Origin of the sequence: Streptosporangium brasiliense (assembly GCF_030811595.1) — a bacterium.
GTDB lineage: Bacteria > Actinomycetota > Actinomycetes > Streptosporangiales > Streptosporangiaceae > Streptosporangium > Streptosporangium brasiliense.
In genome coordinates this window covers 6,392,925-6,412,373 of record NZ_JAUSRB010000002.1, presented here as the reverse complement: position 1 = coordinate 6,412,373, position 19,449 = coordinate 6,392,925, and the positions used below count along the sequence as shown (strand labels likewise).

At 72.4% G+C, this 19,449-nt stretch carries 21 protein-coding genes; 15 read left to right on the top strand and 6 right to left on the bottom strand.

The genetic code is table 11. The annotated features are described in order from the left end of the window. The first annotated feature begins 58 nt into the window (after positions 1 to 58). The 10 genes from J2S55_RS37760 to J2S55_RS37715 all read left to right on the top strand — a co-directional run bounded on the left by J2S55_RS37760 (position 59) and on the right by J2S55_RS37715 (position 8,309). The gene (locus J2S55_RS37760) at positions 59 to 910 is read left to right on the top strand and encodes a helix-turn-helix domain-containing protein (RefSeq protein WP_306871059.1); all 852 of its coding nucleotides are present in this window, start codon (positions 59 to 61) and stop codon (positions 908 to 910) included. 26 nt (positions 911 to 936) lie between these two features. Next, positions 937 to 1,773: an aldo/keto reductase gene (locus J2S55_RS37755; RefSeq protein WP_370879735.1), complete on the top strand. Its 837-nt coding sequence runs from the start codon at positions 937 to 939 to the stop codon at positions 1,771 to 1,773. Positions 1,774 to 2,122: 349 nt separating this feature from the next. After that, positions 2,123 to 2,800, top strand: a complete 678-nt coding sequence (locus J2S55_RS37750; RefSeq protein ID WP_306871056.1) for a GntR family transcriptional regulator — start codon at positions 2,123 to 2,125, stop codon at positions 2,798 to 2,800. 68 nt (positions 2,801 to 2,868) lie between these two features. Next, positions 2,869 to 3,774: an NADP-dependent oxidoreductase gene (locus J2S55_RS37745; protein ID WP_306871054.1), complete on the top strand. Its 906-nt coding sequence runs from the start codon at positions 2,869 to 2,871 to the stop codon at positions 3,772 to 3,774. A 419-nt stretch (positions 3,775 to 4,193) separates the two neighbouring features. Then, positions 4,194 to 4,586, top strand: coding sequence for a GntR family transcriptional regulator (locus J2S55_RS37740; RefSeq protein WP_306871051.1), 393 nt, complete (start codon positions 4,194 to 4,196; stop codon positions 4,584 to 4,586). A 46-nt stretch (positions 4,587 to 4,632) separates the two neighbouring features. Continuing rightward, positions 4,633 to 5,472, top strand: a complete 840-nt coding sequence (locus tag J2S55_RS37735) for an ATP-binding cassette domain-containing protein (protein ID WP_306871049.1) — start codon at positions 4,633 to 4,635, stop codon at positions 5,470 to 5,472. After that, positions 5,469 to 5,732, top strand: coding sequence for a hypothetical protein (locus J2S55_RS37730; RefSeq protein ID WP_306871046.1), 264 nt, complete (start codon positions 5,469 to 5,471; stop codon positions 5,730 to 5,732). Before J2S55_RS37735 ends, J2S55_RS37730 begins: the two co-directional genes overlap by 4 nt. Continuing rightward, a complete protein-coding gene (locus J2S55_RS37725) occupies positions 5,666 to 6,529 on the top strand; it encodes an ABC-2 membrane transporter-related protein (protein ID WP_503167709.1) in 864 nt (287 codons plus the stop codon). Before J2S55_RS37730 ends, J2S55_RS37725 begins: the two co-directional genes overlap by 67 nt. Next, complete coding sequence (locus tag J2S55_RS37720) at positions 6,526 to 7,155, top strand: hypothetical protein (RefSeq protein WP_306875929.1); 630 nt, start codon at positions 6,526 to 6,528, stop codon at positions 7,153 to 7,155. The genes J2S55_RS37725 and J2S55_RS37720 overlap by 4 nt, the downstream gene beginning before the upstream one ends. Continuing rightward, a complete protein-coding gene (locus J2S55_RS37715; protein ID WP_306875730.1) occupies positions 7,104 to 8,309 on the top strand; it encodes an alpha/beta hydrolase family protein in 1,206 nt (401 codons plus the stop codon). The genes J2S55_RS37720 and J2S55_RS37715 overlap by 52 nt, the downstream gene beginning before the upstream one ends. On the opposite strand, the gene J2S55_RS37710 is transcribed toward J2S55_RS37715, so the two are convergent. Both J2S55_RS37710 and J2S55_RS37705 read right to left on the bottom strand, forming a co-directional pair. Next, positions 8,263 to 8,682, bottom strand: a complete 420-nt coding sequence (locus J2S55_RS37710) for an SRPBCC family protein (RefSeq protein WP_306871042.1) — start codon at positions 8,680 to 8,682, stop codon at positions 8,263 to 8,265. The two genes, J2S55_RS37715 and J2S55_RS37710, sit on opposite strands and share 47 nt — an antisense overlap. A 12-nt stretch (positions 8,683 to 8,694) precedes the next feature. Then, on the bottom strand, positions 8,695 to 9,051 hold the full coding sequence (locus J2S55_RS37705; RefSeq protein ID WP_306871039.1) for a VOC family protein: 357 nt from the start codon (positions 9,049 to 9,051) through the stop codon (positions 8,695 to 8,697). Positions 9,052 to 9,167: 116 nt separating this feature from the next. Between J2S55_RS37705 and J2S55_RS37700 the strand changes: the two genes are divergently transcribed. Next, positions 9,168 to 10,133, top strand: coding sequence for a helix-turn-helix domain-containing protein (locus tag J2S55_RS37700; protein WP_306871038.1), 966 nt, complete (start codon positions 9,168 to 9,170; stop codon positions 10,131 to 10,133). Further along, complete coding sequence (locus J2S55_RS37695; RefSeq protein WP_306871036.1) at positions 10,130 to 10,498, top strand: hypothetical protein; 369 nt, start codon at positions 10,130 to 10,132, stop codon at positions 10,496 to 10,498. The genes J2S55_RS37700 and J2S55_RS37695 overlap by 4 nt, the downstream gene beginning before the upstream one ends. Before the next feature lie 28 nt (positions 10,499 to 10,526). Here J2S55_RS37695 and J2S55_RS37690 read toward each other — a convergent pair whose 3' ends face one another. Then, entirely contained in the window at positions 10,527 to 11,981 is a 1,455-nt protein-coding gene (locus J2S55_RS37690) for a purine-cytosine permease family protein (RefSeq protein ID WP_306871033.1), read from the bottom strand. A 69-nt stretch (positions 11,982 to 12,050) separates the two neighbouring features. On the opposite strand from J2S55_RS37690, the gene J2S55_RS37685 reads away from it, so the two are divergent. Continuing rightward, a complete protein-coding gene (locus tag J2S55_RS37685) occupies positions 12,051 to 12,827 on the top strand; it encodes a TetR/AcrR family transcriptional regulator (RefSeq protein WP_306871030.1) in 777 nt (258 codons plus the stop codon). A gap of 31 nt (positions 12,828 to 12,858) precedes the next feature. Beyond that, on the top strand, positions 12,859 to 14,481 hold the full coding sequence (locus tag J2S55_RS37680) for an amidohydrolase (protein ID WP_306871027.1): 1,623 nt from the start codon (positions 12,859 to 12,861) through the stop codon (positions 14,479 to 14,481). A 161-nt stretch (positions 14,482 to 14,642) separates the two neighbouring features. Here J2S55_RS37680 and J2S55_RS37675 read toward each other — a convergent pair whose 3' ends face one another. Both J2S55_RS37675 and J2S55_RS37670 read right to left on the bottom strand, forming a co-directional pair. After that, positions 14,643 to 15,575, bottom strand: coding sequence for a GlxA family transcriptional regulator (locus J2S55_RS37675; RefSeq protein ID WP_306875727.1), 933 nt, complete (start codon positions 15,573 to 15,575; stop codon positions 14,643 to 14,645). A 169-nt stretch (positions 15,576 to 15,744) separates the two neighbouring features. Then, on the bottom strand, positions 15,745 to 16,725 hold the full coding sequence (locus J2S55_RS37670; RefSeq protein ID WP_306871024.1) for a helix-turn-helix transcriptional regulator: 981 nt from the start codon (positions 16,723 to 16,725) through the stop codon (positions 15,745 to 15,747). A 185-nt stretch (positions 16,726 to 16,910) separates the two neighbouring features. Between J2S55_RS37670 and J2S55_RS37665 the strand changes: the two genes are divergently transcribed. Then, the gene (locus tag J2S55_RS37665) at positions 16,911 to 17,930 is read left to right on the top strand and encodes a zinc-dependent alcohol dehydrogenase family protein (protein ID WP_306871023.1); all 1,020 of its coding nucleotides are present in this window, start codon (positions 16,911 to 16,913) and stop codon (positions 17,928 to 17,930) included. Positions 17,931 to 18,440: 510 nt separating this feature from the next. On the opposite strand, the gene J2S55_RS37660 is transcribed toward J2S55_RS37665, so the two are convergent. Further along, positions 18,441 to 19,442, bottom strand: coding sequence for an Acg family FMN-binding oxidoreductase (locus tag J2S55_RS37660; RefSeq protein ID WP_306871020.1), 1,002 nt, complete (start codon positions 19,440 to 19,442; stop codon positions 18,441 to 18,443). Positions 19,443 to 19,449 lie beyond the last annotated feature (7 nt).

The following is a 19,449-nucleotide window of genomic DNA, read 5'->3' as shown; positions in this document are numbered from 1 at the left end:
CTGAGGCTGGCCCTGACAGGGCGACGATAAGCGCGCCGGGGACCGCTAGGTTGCGGGTGTGAGCGACAACGAGTTGGGCGTGTTCCTGCGGAGCCGCCGGGAGGCCATCAGTCCCGCCGACGTAGGGCTTCCCGCCGGGTTCCGGCGGCGGACGCCCGGGCTGCGCCGCGCCGAGCTGGCCACGATCACGGGGATCAGCGTCGAATACCTCGCGCGGCTGGAGCAGGGCCGCGACCGGCGTCCGTCCCCCCAGGTGCTCGGCGCGCTCGCCGACGCCCTGCGGATGTCCACCGACGAGCGTTTCCACCTCAGGCTCCTGGCGAAGGCCGTCGAAGGCGGCGGCTTGTCCGTCTGCCCCTCGGCGCAGCCGCCGGTCGTGTCCATCCGGCCGACGGTGCGGGCGCTGCTCGACAGACTCGAACCCGCCCCGGCAGTGCTGATCAACCGGATGACGCAGGTGCTCGCGTACACCACGGGCTTCGAGCGTCTGGCCCGGCCCGCCGGCCTCCTGGACGCGGCCGAGCCGAGCTTCGCGCGGTTCGTGTTCACCGACCCGCGCGCCCGCGGCCTCTACCCCGACTGGAACGCCGTCGCGACCCAGCAGGTCGCCATCCTCAAGTGCGCGGCCGGTCTCGCCGATCCGCACGTGGCGGCCCTCGCCGACGAGCTCACCGTCATGGCCGGCGGACCCTTCGTCGAGCGGCTCACCACGCCGGGCGTCCCCGAGCGGGCCGGTGTGCAGCTCTGGGCGCATCCGGAGGCCGGGGAGCTGCACCTCGCCTACGAGGCCCTCGAACTCGCCGACGACCTGCGCCTGATCGCCTACCTTCCGGCGGACGAGGCGTCGTCGGCCGCGCTCGATCGCCTGACCGGCCGCCACCCCGGCACGCTCCGCGTCGTCAACGGCTGACTTTCCAGGGAGAGGCGTAACCGCGCATGACATCACCCGTGTTCCGTATCGGAGGCGAGCTCGGCGTGCGGCGGCTCGGGTTCGGGGCGATGCGCCTGCCGACCGGCCCCGGACCGGCCCGGGAGGCCTCCATCGCCGTGGCCCGGCGCGCCGTCGAGCTGGGCGTCACATTGATCGACACCGCGCACCTGTACGGATGGGGCGCCAACGAGGAACTCCTCGCCGAAGCGCTGCACCCCTATCCGGACGGCCTGCTCATCGCGACGAAGGTCGGGGTCGCGCCGCCCGACCCCCCGCACGACGTGGCGATCTGCGGGCGGCCGGACTTCCTGCGGGATCAGGTCGAGCAGGGCCTGCGCCGGCTCCGGGTCGAACGGCTCGAACTGCTCCAGTTGCATCGCATCGATCCGGCGGTACCGCTCGCCGACCAGCTGGGGGCGCTGCGCGAGCTCCAGGTCGAGGGCAAGATCGGCCACCTGGGACTGTCGGAGGTCACCGTCGCCGAACTCGAAGCGGCGCGGCAGATCATCGACGTCGCGAGCGTGCAGAACCGCTACAGCATGCTGGATCGCGAGCACGAGGCCGTGCTCGACGCCTGTGCCGCGGCGGGGATCGCCTTCCTGCCGTGGCGGCCCGTCCACCTCGCGGCATCGGCGGCGACGGCCGAGATCGCCGCCGTGGCGGCCGAACTCGGCGCCACCGCCGCGCAGGTCTCGCTCGCGTGGCTGCTGCACCGCTCGCCGGTCGTGCTGCCGATCCCGGGGACCGGCTCGATCAGCCACCTGGAGGAGAACGTCGCCGCGGCGGAGCTGCGGCTGAGCGACGACCAGTGGCGGCGACTCGACCGGCTCCAACCACGGTAGCCGCCCGCCGCGACCGGCGCACCAGCCTCCGGAGATCGGATCTGTCGGTAAGAGCGCGACCACCAGGTGCACGGAGTGCTTCTCATCCTGCTTCGCGGAGCTGAGGCCCGGCCCCGGCCAGTGGGCGGACGGCTCCGGCGAGGGAGTGGAGGCGTCCGTCCCGGATCCGCCGGGCCAGGTCTCCGAGGAGACCGGAGGCCGGCGATCCGTGCCGGGTCCGCATCTTCGTTCCATCGGAAAACAGCCAGATGGATGATCATGTGGCTGACACGGTCGCAGCCCGAAGTTCGACAAGTCAACAAGAAATCGAAAATTTGCGTTTCATTCGTCGACCTGATAGCCGTCATCCATGAGCCAGGGAATCAGCACGCTCAACAGGGCCGCGTACGAGCGGCTGCGAGCCGACATCCTCAGCGGGCGACTACGCCCAGGTGATCGGCTCAAGTTCGCCGCACTCTCGGAGCGCTACGGGACCAGCGCCAGCGTCCTGCGCGAGGCGCTGGCGAAGCTCAGCGCGGAGAAGCTCGTGGTGGAGACGCCCAGGCGGGGCTTCCGGGTGGTTCCGCTCTCGACGGAAGATCTCGAAGACCTCACCGCCGTACGGTGCGACATCGAATGCATGGCCTTCCGCCACTCCATCGAACGCGGGGACCTGGCCTGGGAGAGCCGCCTCATCGCGGCGCATCACACGCTGGAGAACACACCCATGACGGTGGACGGCGACCCCGAGCTCTTCCGCGAGGAATGGGCGAAGGCCCACTCGCACTTCCACGTGACGCTGTTCGACGCCTGTGGCAGCCGTCGGCTGCACGAGCTCGCCGTCTCCCTCCGTGACAGCGCGGAGCTCTACCGCCACTGGTCACGCCCGATCGGCAAGGATCAGGACCGGGACATCGCCGGCGAACACCGCCGGTTGCTGGAGGCGGCCCTCGCCCGCGACGCCGACACCGGAGCGGCGAGGCTGCGGGCCCACATCACCCGTACGACCCACGTCCTGCTGGACGCGGTCAGCGGCGTCGGCAGCTGAGCGGAGGCGCGCCCGCGGGCGCTGCCGCTCACATCTCATGCCGCCATATTTCAACCAGGAGGAATGTTTTGCGCGCACTGCACATCGACACGTTCGGCGGGCCGGAGGTGGTGACGGTCCGGGAGCTTCCCGCTCCTGAGCCGGACAGGGACGAGGTCCTCGTCCGGACCGTGGCCAGCAGCATCAACCCGGTGGACGTCAAAACCCGCGAAGGCGCGATACGCGGTGGCGTCCCCCCTCTGCCGATGACCCTCGGCTGGGACCTGGCGGGCGTCGTCCTCGATCCCGGCGGCAGCGGGCTGAGTGTCGGCGAACGCGTGATCGCGATGTCGGCCCAGCTCGCGGCCGGCCGTGGCACGTGGGCGGACCTGATCTCCCTGCCCGTCCACACCCTCGCGATCGCGCCGCTGAACGTGAGCCTGGTCGAGGCGGCCACCCTGCCGCTGCCCGGCCTCACCGCCACCCAGACCCTCGACTGGCTCGACGTCTCCAGCGGCTGGCGGCTGCTGGTCACCGGCGCCGCGGGAGCCGTGGGCGGGCTCGCCGTGCAACTGGCGCGGTCGCGGGGCATCGCGGTCGATGCGCTGGTGTCCCGTCCGGCACACTTGGAGCTCGTCGCCGGGCTGGGCGCTCAGAGGGTCGTGACGGATGTCGCCGAGCTCGACCGGCGACACTACGACGCGGTGTTCGACACCTGCGGGGCCGCTGTCGGAGAAACGGTCGCCGACGGCGGCCGGTACGCCACGATCGCCAGCGAGCACGGCACCCCTCCGGACCTGAGCCACCGGGGTGTCACCACGACACTGCACCAGGTCAAGGAGGACGGGGCGGGCCTGGCCGAGCTGGTCAAGCTGGTAGAAACAGGCGATCTGCGGCTACGCCTCGATTCGAGCTTCCCCATCGCCGAGGTGCGCAAGGCGTACGAACGCCTGGCGACCCGGGGGCTCAACGGGAAGGTCGCCCTGGTGTTCTAGAGAGCCGATCCTGAGCACCATGGTCACCGCGGCAGGCGCGTTCCGTCCCGGACTCAGGGGATGGTGGTGACGGGAGCCCGCGCCGCGCGTCAGTGTCCACGCTCTCGGCCACGGCCGCCGCGCGATCCTGGGGATGTCTTCACCGACTCCGGATGATCGCGCGGCGGCCCTCTCCATGTGATCTCAACCCAGTCGATCGCGGAGTGCCACCGGAGTGTCAGATCGTCCTGCCCGCCCATCTGGTTGACGTAGGCCGGCGCGCAGCCCGCCCCCCGGTCGCCGGGGCGAGCGGGGCGACGACGGCCCGGACGCCGCCCGCGGTGATGGGCCGCTCCGGGCGCCGGGCGACACCGCGATCCTTACGCCTCCTTAACAACTATGACTCTAAAGTACTATTTATCTAGATAAATGGGGGAACGGTGATCGAGTTCTACCTGGACGACCGGTCCGGTGTCTCGCCGTACCTGCAACTGGTCCAGCAGGTACGGCAGGCGCTGCGGCTGGGCCTGCTGCGTGAGGGCGACCAGCTCCCGACCGTCAAGGAGGTGGTGGCGCGGCTGGCGATCAACCCCAACACGGTGCTCAAGGCGTACCGCGAGCTGGAGCACGCGGGTCTGGCGGCTGCCCGGCCGGGGGTCGGGACGTTCGTGACGAAGACACTGACCGACGCCTCGCTGGCCGCGCACGCCCCGTTACGTCAGGACCTGCGGCGCTGGCTGGCCAAGGCCCGCCTGGCCGGCCTCGACGACGAGAGCATCGAGGCCCTGTTCATGACCACCTTTCGGACCGCTGTTCAGGAGGACATAGCGTGACCGCTGTCCTGCAGGCCCAGGAACTGGGCAAGAAGTACGGCCGGCGATGGGCGCTGAGAGACTGCACCATCGACATCCCGGCCGGGCACGTCGTCGGGCTGGTGGGGCCCCCAACGGGGCCGGCAAGACCACGCTGCTGAAGCTGGCCGGGGGCCGGCTGGCGCCGACGTCCGGCAGCATCACCGTGCTCGGCGGCCCTCCCGCCGGCGGGCCGGTGCAACTGGCCAAGATCGGATTCGTCGCCCAGAACGCCCCCGTCTACGCCGGGATGAGCGTCGCCGACCATCTGCGATCAGGGAGCCGGCTCAACCCCGGCTGGGACGACGCGCTCGCGCGGGAGCGCGTCGGACGGCTCGGGCTCGACCCCTCGCAGCGGGCGGGAAAGCTGTCGGGCGGCCAGCGCGCCCAGCTCGCCCTCACCTTGGGCCTGGCCAAACGGCCCGAGCTGCTGATCCTGGACGAGCCGGTCGCCTCGCTCGACCCGCTCGCCCGCCGCGAGTTCCTGCAGGGCCTGATGGAGGCCGTCGTCGAGCACGAGTTCAGCGTGGTGCTCTCCTCCCACCTGGTCGCCGACCTGGAGCGGACGTGTGACTACCTGATCGTGCTGGTCGACTCGCGCGTCCGGGTGGCGGGAGAGGTCGACAGGCTCCTGGCCACCCATCACCGGCTCACCGGCCCGCGACGCGACCCCGACCGGCTGCCCGCCGACCAGCATGTCGTCTCCGTGCGCCACACTGACCGGCAGAGCACCCTCGTCGTCCGCACCGACGCCACGATCCACGATCCCGCCTGGACGGTCAGCCGGCTCAGCCTGGAAGACCTCGTCCTCGCCTACATGGAGAAGCCCGCCGCCGCCCGGCGCGTCGTACTGGAGGTCCAGCGATGATCTGGCTGACCTGGCGCCAGTTCCGCGGCGCGGCCGCGATGACGGCCGCGGCGCTCGTCGTGCTCGCCGCCGTCCTGGCCCTGACCGGCCCGGGCCTGGCCGCCGAGTATTCCACCGGGATCACCGCCTGCGCCCGGGACGCGACTGCGCGCGCTTCTTCGACCGGTTCTTCGCCGACCACCAGACCCCCTTCCTGGCCGTCACCGCCATCGTGCTGGTCCTTCCGGCCCTGGTCGGGCTCTTCTGGGGAGCACCGCTGATCAGCCGGGAGCTGGAGGCCGGCACGCACCTGCTGGTGTGGAACCAGAGCGTCACCCGCACCCGCTGGCTGGCCGCCAAACTCGCGCTCACCGGCCTGGCCGCCGTAGCCGCCGCCTGTCTGTGCAGCCTCGCGGTGACCTGGTGGTCCGGCCCCCTGGACAGGTCCGCCGCCCCGGGCTTCGCGCTGATGGACCCCCTGGTGTTCGGCGCGCGCGGGATCGTCCCCATGGGGTACGCGGCCTTCGCCTTCGTCCTGGGCGTGACCGTGGGGATGCTCGCCCGCCGTACCCTGCCCGCCATGGCCGTCACCCTGGCCGTCTTCGCCGCCCTCCAGATCGCCCTGCCGCTGCTGGTCCGGCCCCACCTGCTCCCGCCGGTCACCTCGACCTTCGAGCTCGGCCCCGCGAACGTGGAAACGTTCGGCCTGCCCCGCGGCGGCGGATCTCCGCGAGTGACCCTGGAGCCGGCGATACCCGGCCACACGGGCGCCTGGGTCCTGTCCAGCCACCTCGTCGACCCGTCCGGACATCCGGTCGGCACCGACGCCGCCGGCGCCACCGTTCAGGTGTCCGTGACATCAGGACCCTGCGCGCTGTCCGAGGCGCAAGGGCAGGGAAGGAACGGCCCGGACGGGTGCCTGGCCGAGGTCAACCGGCTGGGCTACCGGCAGGCGGCGACCTACCAGCCCTTCGACCGTTTCTGGCCCCTCCAGTGGATCGAGACCGGGATCTACGCCCTCCTCACCCTCGGGCTGACGGGGTTCTGCTTCCGGTGGATCCGCGGGCGCCTGTCATGACCGTCAGGGCCATGGCGGCCGGGCTCGCCCTGTTCCTGGCGGTGGCCTGCACGGGGCATACACCGCCGCGCACCCAGCCCGGCGAGGCGGCCCCCGCTGGAGCACCCGCGTGCGCGCAGCCTCAGCGGGGCGCCAGTCCCCCGCCGGAGACACCCGTCACGATCGACGTCATCGAGCAGGCCTACCTCTGTATCCTCGCCAACTACTACAGTGGAGCCACGCTGGACGCCCGCGCGTTGTTGAGCGCGGGATTCGTCGCCTTCACCCAGGGGCTCAACCGCGGCGGACGCGATCTGGCCGAAGCCACCCTGCCGGCGTTGACCGGCGACCGGAGAAGCGACTGGGCGGCGTTCGAGGTGGTCTACCGGCGGGTCACCGACCGGTTGCCGCAGGACGCCGAACTCCGCGAGAAGCTGGCCGCCGCCACTCTGCGGGCCGTCGTGGCCGCCCTGGGCGACAACCACGCCCGCTGGACCTACGGCGTCCGGCGGCCGCCTGCTCCGCGCCCACCCCTCCCCGGTCCGTCGCCGCCGCGTCCACCGGCCCGTCGCCCGGCCCCACGGGCGTCCCGGCCCTGCCCGCGCCCACCGGCCCCCATCCGGTCGGCACCACCGCCCTGCATCTGAAGGACACCTCCCGCCCCGACCCGTGGGCGCCCGAAGCGGGGGCCAGGGAGCTCATGGTCACCCTGTGGTATCCGACGCGGGCCCGTGAGGGGCGGCGCGCCCGGTACATGACCGTGAAGGAGTCGGAGCTCACCCTGAAGGGCAGGAGGGTGACCGGCGCACCGTATGACGTGCTGAGCAAGACGCGCACCAACGCCTTCAGCGACGCGAGACCGGCGGGGCGCAAGGGCAGCCTGCCCCTGGTGGTGCTCTCTCCCGGATTCACCATGCCCCGCAGCACGCTCACGGCCCTGGGCGAGGAGCTGGCCAGCAGAGGGTACGCGGTGGCCGGCATCGACCATACGTATGAGAACTACGCGACGACCTTCCCGGACGGCCGGGTCGCCGGATGCGTCGCGTGCGACAGCGACTCGGACTCCGGCTTCGGCTTCGGCTTCGGCTTCGGCACGAAGGTGGTCGGGGTCCGGGCGGCCGATGTCTCCTTCGTGCTCGACCGGCTGTCCGGGCCGAGCGCGGAGTGGGAGGGCTCCTCCTTGATCGATCCGTCCAGGATCGCGATGGCCGGCCAGTCGATCGGAGGGGCCGGCGCCATCGCGGCCATGCTGAAGGACTCCCGGATACGCGCCGGGATCGACATGGACGGCACCACGTACGCCCGGATCCCGAAGAGCGGGCTGTCGCGGCCGTTCCTGTTCATGGGCTCGGCAGGCCACCCGCCCGGAGGCCGCGACAACTCGTGGGATCGCGACTGGAAGCTCCTGACCGGCTGGAAGCGCTGGCTCCTGCTGCCCGGCGCGGATCACCAGTCCTTCACCGATGTGCCGCTCCTGGCGAGTGCTCTCGGCATCGGCGTACCGGGCGACCTGTCGGCGGCCCGCTCCGTGGAGATCACCCGCACGTACGTCCGGGCCTTCCTCGACCTGCACCTACGTACCGGGCGTCAACCCTGCTGGACAGACCGTCGCCCCGCTACCCCGAGGTCGAGCTCTGCGCCCCGGCCGGGAAGACCTGCCGGTAGCGGATCGCCGTCAGCGCCCCGGCCGGCGGCCCTCCCGGATCGTCCGGGAGGGCCGTCGGCCGGGGTATCGGCGGGTCAGCGAGAGGCGCTCACCGGCCCGGTCCGGGGGCCGCCGTCTCCAGGGCCTGGCGCATGACCGCCGAGCCGTGTTCGACGAACTCGGCCATCGGGGCAGCGAGGGTGTCGGGCAGGACGTCGGTGTGCCAGACGAGCCTGGTCCGGCCGCCCGCTTCGGCGAGGGCCTGCATCGAGGCATGGTGGTGGGAGGGGTGGAGGCTCCCGCCGACGACGGTGTAGGCGACGCGCCTGTTGTCGTGATCGAGGTCGACGAGCCGTTCGTGGACGATGGTGCCGTCGGCGAACGTGACGGTACGGGTGTCCGAGCTCAGGCGCGTGTCGGTGACGAAGCCGGGGGCGAGGCGTTCGTGCACCGCGCCGTAGTCGCTGAGCACGTCCCAGACCTCGTCGGGCGTGGCGTTGACGACGAACTCCCTGTGGATGGAGGCCATTGATACTCCCGGTCAGGCCGCGGCGATGCAGAACAGGTGTCCTTCGGGGTCGGCCAGGACGGTCCACCGGCCCTCACCGGGCTGGAAGTCGGGCTTGGTCGCGCCGAGTGCGAGCAGGTCCCTGGTCGCGGCCTCCGGATCGGTGACCTTGAAGTCGAGGTGGGCGTGCTTGGCGGCGTCAGGCCAGCCGGGCCCCCGGTAGCCGGCGACCCGCTGGAAGGCGAGCTGGATCGGGCCGTCGCCCAGGTAGACGGAATCGTCGTCGCTGTAGGTGACCTCCCAGCCCGTGAGGTTCTGGTAGAACTCGGCGAGCGCCTTCGGGGCGGCGCAGTCGATGATGATCGCGGTGAGCTCCGCGTGAACGGCCATATGGATGACTCCTCGGTGTCGTTGTCTGCCCGCCCAGCATCCGCTCTCGCGTGCCGAAGGGTCTTGAAGATCCTTGCGGGCCGTTTCTGTCGCACCCCCGGCGTAGCGTCTGCGACGTGCTGTCAGCCGTGACCCTCGCCACCCGACCGGAGTTCACCGTGACCACGGTGGCCTGCCGCTCCGATCACACCCGGTGGTCGCAGCCGGAGGCACGCGACGACCACCGGATGGTGCTCGTACGGCGCGGCAGGTTCCGGCGGTGGACCGACGGCTCCGACGCCGATCTGGATCCGACGGTGGCCTACCTGGGCGCCCCGGGGCAGGAGGAACGGTTCGCACACCCCTCCGGCGGCGACATCTGCACCTCGGTGAGCTTCGCGCCCCGGCTCTGGGAAGGGCCCCTGGACGCGATGACGGTGTATGTGGACGCGCGCGTCGACCTGGCTCACCGCCGCCTGCTCGCCGCCGCCGCCGGCGGCGACATCGACTACGCCCTCACCGAGGAGTTGCTCGGTCTCGTCGCGACGGCCGCCGGACAGCCCGCCGAGCGGCCGAGGCCCGCCGACCGGGCGCTGGTCGCGGCGGCCCGTGAGGCGATCCTCGAGGAGGCCCCGGAGGCGGCGCGGCTGTGCTCGCTGGCCGGGCTCCTGAAGGTCTCTCCATACCGGCTGAGCCGGGCTTTCTCACAGCAGATGCGCGTGTCACTGACCCGCTACCGCAACCGCGTCCGCGTCGGCCAGGTCATGGACCGGCTCGCGGAGGGCGGAGTCGGCCTCGCCGAACTGGCCGCCGACCTCGGCTTCGCCGATCAGGCGCACCTCACCCGCACCGTCGGTGAGCACCTGGGACACACACCGACCGCGCTACGCCGGCTGCTCACCCACAGCCGGACGAGTGATCCCCAGCGATCACGAGGTGCCGGACCGGCGGCGGCACGAGAAGACGGTCTCCAGGATCGATGTGTGAGGACCGGCCCGGACACCCCGGTCCCGGCGGTGCGGGATACTCGACCGGTGCTCGCCCGCGGTGGCGCGTCGGTCCCGCGCGGGCACGCCCGCGCCGTCGAGAAGGGACGTCCATGACCGCTGTGTCCGCGCTGCCCGCCCCCGTCATCGCCGAGGCCGGCGGCGGCCGGCTGGACCTGGCCGGACTGCCCGAGGTCGTCCAGGTCCTGACCGACTGCGGATACCCGGTCGAGGGCGGCGACACCGTGACCCTGACCGTGGGCGCCGCGGGCCGATACCGCGACGCGGTGGTCCTGAGCGTCGGTTCGCTGATCCTGGGCGCCGCCCAGATCGAGGGGCACCTGTGCTTCCGGGTGCCGGTGCGGGAGCTGCGGCACGCCACCGAGGACGGTGTGCTGCGGCTGCGCCACACCGTCACCGGCCATCGCGAACAGCGCTCGGCGTGGGCGGAATACACGGTGGTGGACACCGCCGCCCCCTGACCCGCGGCCCGGAGGGCCGCGCGGCGGCTCACCCGCGCGCCACCGCGCCGAGGCCGTCGCGGGAGCGCCGCGCCAGGATCGCGTAGCCGGCCGACGCGACGACGACACCGACGGGCAGGGCGAGGTCCACACCGCCCAGGGCGCGGGCGAGCGGGCCCGTGTACAGGGTGTTCACGCAGAGGGCGGCCGCGGCGGCGCCCGCCGTGAGTGCCAGGGCACCCGCCCGGTTGACGCCCGCGGTGAACCAGAAGGGGCTGCCACGGGTCTCGTCCGTGAGGGCGGGGCCGTCGTAGCGGCCGCGGCGCAGCAGGATGTCGGTGGCGTAGACGGCCATGCTGGGGCCGAGCAGGACGACGGTCAGCTGGAGGACGTTGCTGACGGTGTCGAGGAAGTCGGACACCAGCAGCGCGTACAGGGTGAGGGCGACGCCGAGGACTCCGTCGACGATCACGCTGAGGGAGCGGCGGACGCGGACGCCGACGGCCTGGAGGGCGAGGCCGGAGCTGTAGGCGGTCATGGCGTTGATGGAGATCGTGCCGAGCACCAGGGCGAGCAGGAATACCGGGGTGAACCAGCGGGGCAGGATCGTCTCCAGCGCGGTCTGCGGGTCGGTCATGTCGACCGCGGTCGCGGCGAACGCGCCCAGGGAGGTGACGGCGACGCTGGGCAGGAAGCCGCCGAGCGCGGTCCAGCCCACGATCGCCTTCGGGGAGGTCGTGCCGGGCAGGTAGCGGGAGAAGTCGGCGCTGTTGGTGTACGAGAGCGGGCCCGAGGCGATGAGGGTGATGCCGCCGGCGAGGGCCGTCCACAGGGCGCCGCCGGTCAGCGGCTCGGCGGGCTCGTAGCCGAAGTCGGCGTGTCCGAGCACGCTGAAGGCCACGACGGCGAACGCGGCGGTGAGGGCCACGGTGATCGGGAGGTAGAGCTTCACGATCGTGGCGTGTCCGTAGACGCTGATGGCCAGGGTGAGCGTGGCGATGACCACCACGACGGCGATCTTGACGCCGGTGTCCGGCGCGATGCCGGCCTTCTCGACGAGGGAGAAGGCGGCCAGCGCGGCGGCGGCCAGATTGAGGGCGATGTAGCAGATGCAGATCGCCCAGCCGGTGACCGCGATGTTCACCCGGTTGCCGCGGACGCCGTACATCGCCCTCATGATCACTTCGCTCGGCGTGCCCGAGGCCGGGCCCGAGACGGCGAGCAGGCCGACCGGCACCCAGAACAGGTTGCCCACCACGATCACCGCGAGGGCCTGCCACAGGCTCAGGCCCATGAGTATCAGGGCGCCGCCGACCACCAGGCTCAGGTAGTTGACGTTCGCCGCCGCCCAGACGGCGAACAGCTCCCGGGCACGGCCGTGACGCTCCCGCTCGGGAATGTGGTCGATGCCGTGAACCTCGACACGGCCCGCCCGCCCCGAGGGTGGCGGCGTCTCGTGCGCGCCGTGCACGCCTGGGCGCGGGTCGGGGATCGTGGACGCCATGGAGCCCTCCGGGTGCTGGTCGTACCCACCTGCTTGCTTATTGGTCGCACACTCAATAGCATCCCGGGCATGCCGTCAAGCGTCCAGCGCAAGCGAATTCGGAAAACTCCGGCCGCCCGACATGCGGAAATCGTCGTCGCGGCCGCCACCGTCGCCCTGTCCGAGGGACTGGAGTGCGTCACTCTGCGGCGGATCGGCGAAGAACTCGGCGTCCGGCCGGGGCTGATCAGTCACTACTTCCCCTCGGCGGAGGACCTCGTGGCGGAGGCGTTCGGCAGCGCCGCGAGCGCCGAGCTCGACACCCTCCTGCCGGCCGAGAGGCCTGACGGGACCCCCACGCAGCATCTGGCGCGCTTCTTCGCGCACGCGGCCGGAGAGGCGTACGACGACATCAGCCGGCTCTGGATCAACGCTCGGCACCTCAGCCGCTACCGGCCCGTCCTGCGCGACCGGGTCGCCGAGCAGGAGGCCGCCTGGCGCGGGCGGCTGGAAGGCCTCATCCGGCAGGGTGTCGAGCGGGAGGAATTCCGGACGGACGACCCGTACGTGACGACCATTCAGATCTTGGTCGTGCTCGACGGCCTCGGTGCCCACGCGAACACCGACACCAGCGATCGCCCCGAAGCGGTGACGCGGATGGCTGTCACCACGGCGGAGCGCGGACTCGGCCTGCCGAGCGGCGCGCTCACCCGCCCTGTCGACGCGTCCACCGGCCCCTGCGCCCCCTCCGGCACGGGCTCGACCGCCGGCCGGAACACGGGCCCGGCCGGCGGCAGAGGCACAGGCCCGGCCGCCGGCGCCCACGGCGCGGACCCGGCCGCCGCCTCCTCCAGCACCCCCAGCTGACTCTCCCCCACCCGTTCTTCGAGGAGCCCCTGTGCGCACCCGTCTCGTCCTGCTCTCCGCCGGCCTGCTCGACCCGGTCACCGGCGAGTTCCTGCCGGAGACCGCCCTGGCCGTGTCCGGGGGGCGGATCTCCGCTCTGGGCGACGACCGCCGGATACGCGCACTCGCGGACTCCTCGACGACAGTGATCGACCTCAAGGGAGCCGTGGTGATCCCCGGCCTGGTCGACGGACACCTCCACCCCGTCTCGGGCGCCGAGCTGACCCACGGACTGGACCTGTCACGCTGCGCCGACCTGGACGCGGTGCGCGAGGCGCTGGCCCGCGAGGTCCGGAGCCTCGCGCCCGGCGCGTGGCTGCACGGCTGGGGCCTCGACCCGAACGTCTTCGAGGACCGGCCCGTCGAGGCCGCCGCCCTCGCCCCCGTGCTCGACGGCGTACCGGCCCTCCTGCAGCTCTTCGACGCCCACTCCATGCTGGCCAGCCCGCGCGCGCTCGAACTCGCCGGCGTCGACGGGCCGCGGAGCTTCGCCCAGTCGGCCGAGGTCGTCTGCGACGAGGCGGGCCGGCCCACCGGGCTGCTCCTGGAGGACGCCGCCTGCGAACTCGTCGAGCGTGCCGCTCCGCGGCCCACGCACGCGGAGCGCCGCGCCCGGCTCGCCGCCGCCCTGCGCGGCATGGCCGCCGCGGGACTCACCGGCGGTCACGCCATGGACGCCAACGGCGACAGCCTCGCGCTCTACGCCGAGCTCGACGCGGCCGGAGAGCTGCCGGTGCGGCTGCGGGTCGCGCCCTGGTGCCAGCCCGGCACCGACGCCGACGCGCTGCGCGCGCTCATCGAGCAGCAGGGCACCGGCGGCACGCTGTGGCGGACCGAGGGCGTCAAGCTCTTCATGGACGGCACCATCGACAACGGCACCGCCTGGCTGGAGCGTCCCGACTGCCACGGCGAGTCCACCCACGCCTTCTGGCCCGACCCCGAGGCCTACACCCGTATCGTCGGCGAACTCCACCGGGCCGGAGTGCCCACCGCCACCCACGCCATCGGCGACGCGGCCGTACGGCACGTCCTCGACTCCGTCGAGAAGGCCCTGGCCACCGGGGACCGCGGGGTGCGGCACCGGGTCGAGCACATCGAGACCGTGCCCGACGACACCCTGCGCCGCTTCGCCGCGCTCGGCGTCGTCGCGTCCATGCAGCCCACCCACTGCTGCGACTTCACCCGGGCCGACCACACCGACAACTGGTCGCGCCGCCTCGGCGAGGAGCGCGCCTCGCGCGCCTGGCGCTGCCGCGACCTGTGGGACTCCGGCGCCACCGTCGTCCTCGGCTCCGACTGGCCCATCGCCCCCTACCCGCCGCTGGGCGTCATGGCGGGCGCCCGCCACCGTCGGCCGAGCCGCGATCTCAGCCGGCCCCCACACGGTCCCGAGCAGGCGCTCACCGCCCTGGAGGCTCTGCGGGGCATGACCGTCAACGCCGCCCGCGCGGCGGGCGAGGAGCGCGAGGCCGGCCGGCTCGCCGTCGGCCACCGCGCCGACCTCACGGTCCTGGCCGACAGCCCGCTCACCACCGCCGCCACCGACCTGCCGGACCTGCCCGTGCTGCTCACGGTCCTCGACGGCCGCCCCACCCACCGCGCCGCGAGCCTGTGAGGCGTCACGACGGCCCGGTCGACCGGCGACGCCGCGGACATGTGCCACGGTTCCGGCAAGAAGCGCGCGAGGGCGGGCGGCCGGCGCCCACCGGTAAGGCGGAGCGCGCCAGGGGCGGACGTCGCCCCCGGCCCGGGCGCAGGTGATCGCGTCAGCTCAGGTCAGCGCTGCCTGAAGGCCCTGCGGTAGTCGCGGGGCGGCACGCCGCGGCGGAGCGCGAACTGCTCCCGGAACACGGCGGCGCCGGCGTAGCCGACCTGGTGGGCGATGCTCTCGACGGGCAGGTCGGTGGTCTCCAGGAGCTCTTCGGCGAGGTTCAGGCGCTGGGTCAGCAGCCAGGCATGCGGGGTGGCGCCGGTGGCGGCCTTGAAACGGCGGGCGAAGGAGCGGCGGCTCATCAGGGCACGGGCGGCGAGATCGTCGACGGAGAGGCGGCGGCCCAGGTTGGCCCTGGCCCAGGCGATCACCTCCGACAGCCGCACGTCGTCCGCGCCGGCCGGCACGGGCGCGGGAAGGTACTGCAACTGCCCCCCGCTGCGGTAGGGCACGGTCACCAGGTCGCGGGCGATCGCGTTGGCGTGCGCGGCGCCGTACTCACGACGGATCAGGTAGAGGCAGAGGTCGACGCCCGCCAGCGCACCGGCACCGGTGACGAGCCGGCCCTGGTCGACGTAGAGGGACTCGGGACGGACCCGCACGGCCGGATGGCGGGCGGCCAGGTCGGCGGCGAAGCGCCAGTGGGTGGTCGCCTCCAGACCGTCGAGCAGTCCGGCGGCGGCCGGCAGGAACACGCCGACGCAGTGCGCGGCGATCATCGCGCCCCGGCCGTACGCGGCGCGCAGGGCGGCCAGGACGGCCTGTGCCGGGTCGGCGCGGAACTCCACCCCGGGCAGAGCCAGGATCAGATCGGCGTCGGCGAGCCGGTCCAGGCCGTGCTCGACCGGCAGGGGCAGGCCCAGGTCGGTGCGGAGCATGCCGGGCCGCTCGGCGCAGAGGGCGAAGTCGAAGCCGGGGCGGCAGAAGATCTCGTTCACGATGCCCAGCCCCAGCGCGGTGACCCCCTGCGGCGCGTAGGCGGCGACCGATCGGAACATTGGCACGGAACCCACGATAGTGGGATTTCCGGCCACTGTTTCCAAGGGGGCACGCCGTCGTCAGACTGCTTTCCATGACCGACGCGCCCCGCGAAGGTCAGCAGGCCCGGCATGAAGCGGAGTCCGCCCTGGAGGGCCCTGTCGAGTGCGGCGTTTCATAGGCGGTCGCTCATGAAACGCCTGGTGTGTCAGGTCTGTGGGGGGCCGCGTCTTGCGGTCGGTCGCCGTGCCGGGGCGGGTGGCTGCCGGTGGGGGCGAGGGTGGCGGCCCAGCTGGCGAGGAGTCTGAGGGCGTCGTGGGAGGAGGCGCCGGGGGCGGCCGTGTACACGGTCAAGTTCAGGCCCTGGTCGGCCTGCAGGTCCATCGACTCGAAGTCGAGGGTGAGGTCGCCGACGGCAGGGTGATGGAAGGACTTGGTCCCGAAGTGGTGCAGGCGGACGTTGTGTCGGGCCCAGCGGGTGCGGAAGTCGGTGCTGCGGGTGGACAGTTCGCCGATCAGATCGGTGAGGTCCTTGTCGTAGGGGTCTCGGCCGGCTTCGGTGCGCAGCAGCGCGACGGTGATGTCAGCGGAGGTGTCCCAGTCGGGGAAGAAGTCGGGGCCTGCGGGATCGAGGAACTGAAACCGCGCGATGTTGGCGGGGCGGGCGCGCGACCCACCCCGGCCCAGGCCCTGACCTGCGGTGAGGTCGGGGTCCTGGAAGACGGGCCAGTACATGGCGCGGCCGAGCGGGTTGGCGGCCAGGATGTCCATGCGGCTGTTGCGGATGATCGCGGGGGCATCGCTCATGGCGTCCAGCATGCGCTGCAGACCGGGCCGGACCGTGCGGGCGGGGCGGCGGCGGGCGCCGTGCCGGGCGCGGTGTCCGGCGTTGGCGCTGCGGGCCAGGTCGAACAGGTGAGCGCGTTCGGCGTCGTCGAGGCGGAGCGCGCGGGCGACGGCCTCGAGGACCTCCTCGGAGACGCCGGTGATGTGGCCTTTCTCAAGGCGGGTGTACCACTCGGTGCTCACGCCTGCCAGCACAGCGACTTCCTCGCGGCGCAGTCCGGGGACCCGGCGGCGGCCTCCACCGGGGAGAAGCCCGACCCGTTCCGGCGTGATCTTGGCGCGTCGGCCGGCGAGGAAGTCGCGGATGTCGTCTCGATTGCCCACAGTTTTCACTGTAGGTAAGGGAGATGGCGAGAGGGGGGTTGGGGTTGTCCCCCCCATGAACCCGACCTCCCACGCGCGAGATGAAGCCGGTTTCCTGGTTGTTGTCACAAACAGTGATGACTTTCCGCCGTTACGCGACGGGGAATCCCACCTTGGCCGAAGACATCGCTTAAGGAGACTCACTCATGCGTGGAGCAGTCCTGTACGCCCCGGGTGACGTGCGCGTCGAGGAGCGCGCCGATCCGGAGATCATCGAGCCGACCGACGCGGTCATCCGGCTGACGGCGACCTGCGTCTGCGGGTCGGACCTGTGGCCGTGGCGCGGCGTCGATGAGGTCCGCGACCAGCCGATGGGCCATGAGTACGTCGGCGTGGTCGAACAGGTCGGCGACGAGGTCAAGAACATCAAGGTCGGCGACTTCGTCGTCGGCTCCTTCTTCGCCTCCGACAACACCTGTGAGATCTGCCAGGCCGGCTACCAGTCCCGCTGCGTGCACGCCGAGCTGATGAACAACATCGGCACCCAGGCGCAGCGGGCCCGCGTCCCGCTGGCCGACGGCACCCTGGTCGCCACCCCCGGCATGCCGGAGCCCGACCTGATCCCGTCGTTCCTGGCCGCCTCCGACGTGCTGGGCACCGGCTGGTTCGCCGCGGTCGCGGCCGAGGCCGGGCCCGGCAAGACGGTCGCGGTCGTCGGCGACGGCGCGGTCGGCCTGCTTGGCGTGCTGGCGGCCAAGCAGCTCGGCGCCGAGCGGATCGTCGTCTTCAGCCGGCACCGGGACCGGCAGGAGCTCGCAGTCGAGTTCGGCGCCACTGACATCATCACCGAGCGCGGCGATGAGGGCGTGGCCAAGCTCAAGGAGCTCACCGGCGGCCTCGGCGCGCACTCGGTCATCGAGGCGGTCGGCACGCAGGAGTCGATGATGCAGGCCATCCGCTCCACCCGCCCCGGCGGGCACGTCGGCTACGTCGGTGTGTCCCACGGTGTCGAGCTGCCCGGCGAGGAGCTGTTCTTCTCCGGGGTGCACCTGCACGGCGGCCCCGCCCCGGTGCGTCGCTTCCTGCCGGAGCTGATGCGGCTGATCTGGGACCGGAAGATCAACCCCGGCAAGGTCTTCGACCTCGAACTGCCCCTGGAGGAGGCCGCCGAAGGCTACCGGGCCATGGACGAGCGCCGCGCCATCAAGGTGCTCCTGCGTCCATAGCCCGGCCCGCGACAGCCACCCCGAGCCGTGGCCGGCGCCGCCTCCGGGTGGCGCGGCCGCCGGGCCATGCCGGTGTGCCACGCCGACGACATCGGCTGCTCGTCGCCGGTGCGGCCGGTGTCCCGCTCCACTTCACGAGGCGGCCGACAGCGACCGGGCCGCCTTCCGCTCAAAGCCGGTGTCATCGCCGACCAGACCCTGCTGATCGGCTGACGCGGCCGACCACCCGGTGCAGCCCCTCGCCGACGGCCGTGCCCGGAGGAGCCGGTCCGGTTCAGGGCCACATTCCGCAAGCCGAAACTGTCGGTGCCGCACGATGACCGCCCCGTCCCGCAACAGCGTCTCCTGCCAGCGATTTCTATGCCGCCCTCACCGAGCATCTTGTTCCACCCCGGCGTCGGCACTGATCGTGACCACCTCGGTGTCATAGCGCGCCCGTCGAGCGCTGACCCTGCGGCGGCGCAGTCGCGTGTACCTGGGGGCGTGAGTCTTACCGACACCCCCTTCAGATCAGTTGGGTCGGCGTTCTTGCAGCACGTCGGTGACCGGCCGCCGGACGCCCGCGCTGTCGTCGGAGGTGTAGCCCAGACGCATGATCATTTGAGGGTGCCGGCCGGACAGCAGTTCCTGCCGTAGGAACTCCCGCAGGTGGAACGTCTCCAGCGCCTGGGTGTGGAAGGCCGCGCCGACGTCGTAGGCGGAGGCGTGCAGCAGGACGCGCTGCAGCGCCTGACCGGCCGCGATCCAGTCCTCGCGGGAGTCGGCCGGCGTGGTCAGCACCGCCACGGTCCCGGTGGAGGCGGAGAAGAACTGGTCGGCACCGCTGCCCCAGGGGTGGCCGTGGGCGTAGTCGCGCTGGGCGAAGTGCGGGTCGGTCCGTCGGGGCTCGCGGGGATAGCCCTCGGCCGGGACCCCCTCCTTGCGGGAGCTTCCCGGCGGCTGGGCCCAGCTGATCATCTCCAGGGTCAGCAGCCGGTCCTGGGCCTGCACGTCCTGGGCGGCGCAGGTGAGGGCGGCGAGCACCCGGACCGCGGCCTCCGAGCGGACCGGCGTCAGCCGCGCCCCCTCGGCCTCCGCCTGGGCCACCAGCGCCTCGACCAGACGGTCCGGCACGGGCAGCTCGGTGAAGCCGGCGCGGTGGGTGCGGCGGCGCTCGATCTCACCGTGCAGCAGCCGGGTGTGCTCGTCGGCGACGACGGCCTCCCCCATCCGCACCGTCGCCAGCAGGGCGGGACGGTCGGGGTCGGGCAGCACCCGCACCCGCGGCTCCCAGCCGAGCACGCGCAGCGCGAGCCGCAGGTTCATCAGGGCGGCACCGCAGCTGATCAGCAGCTCCCGGCCCGCGGGGTCGCCGAGCCGCAGCTTCCTGTCGCTGTCGGCCCGCAGGGAGATCTCCTCGCCGTCGACGGCGAAGGACCACGGCTGGGTGTTGTGCACCGACGGCGCCCACACGGCGGCCTGCACCGCCGTGTGGATCGCCGAGGCGATCTCCTCGCTCGTGCGGGCGCTCATGATTGCA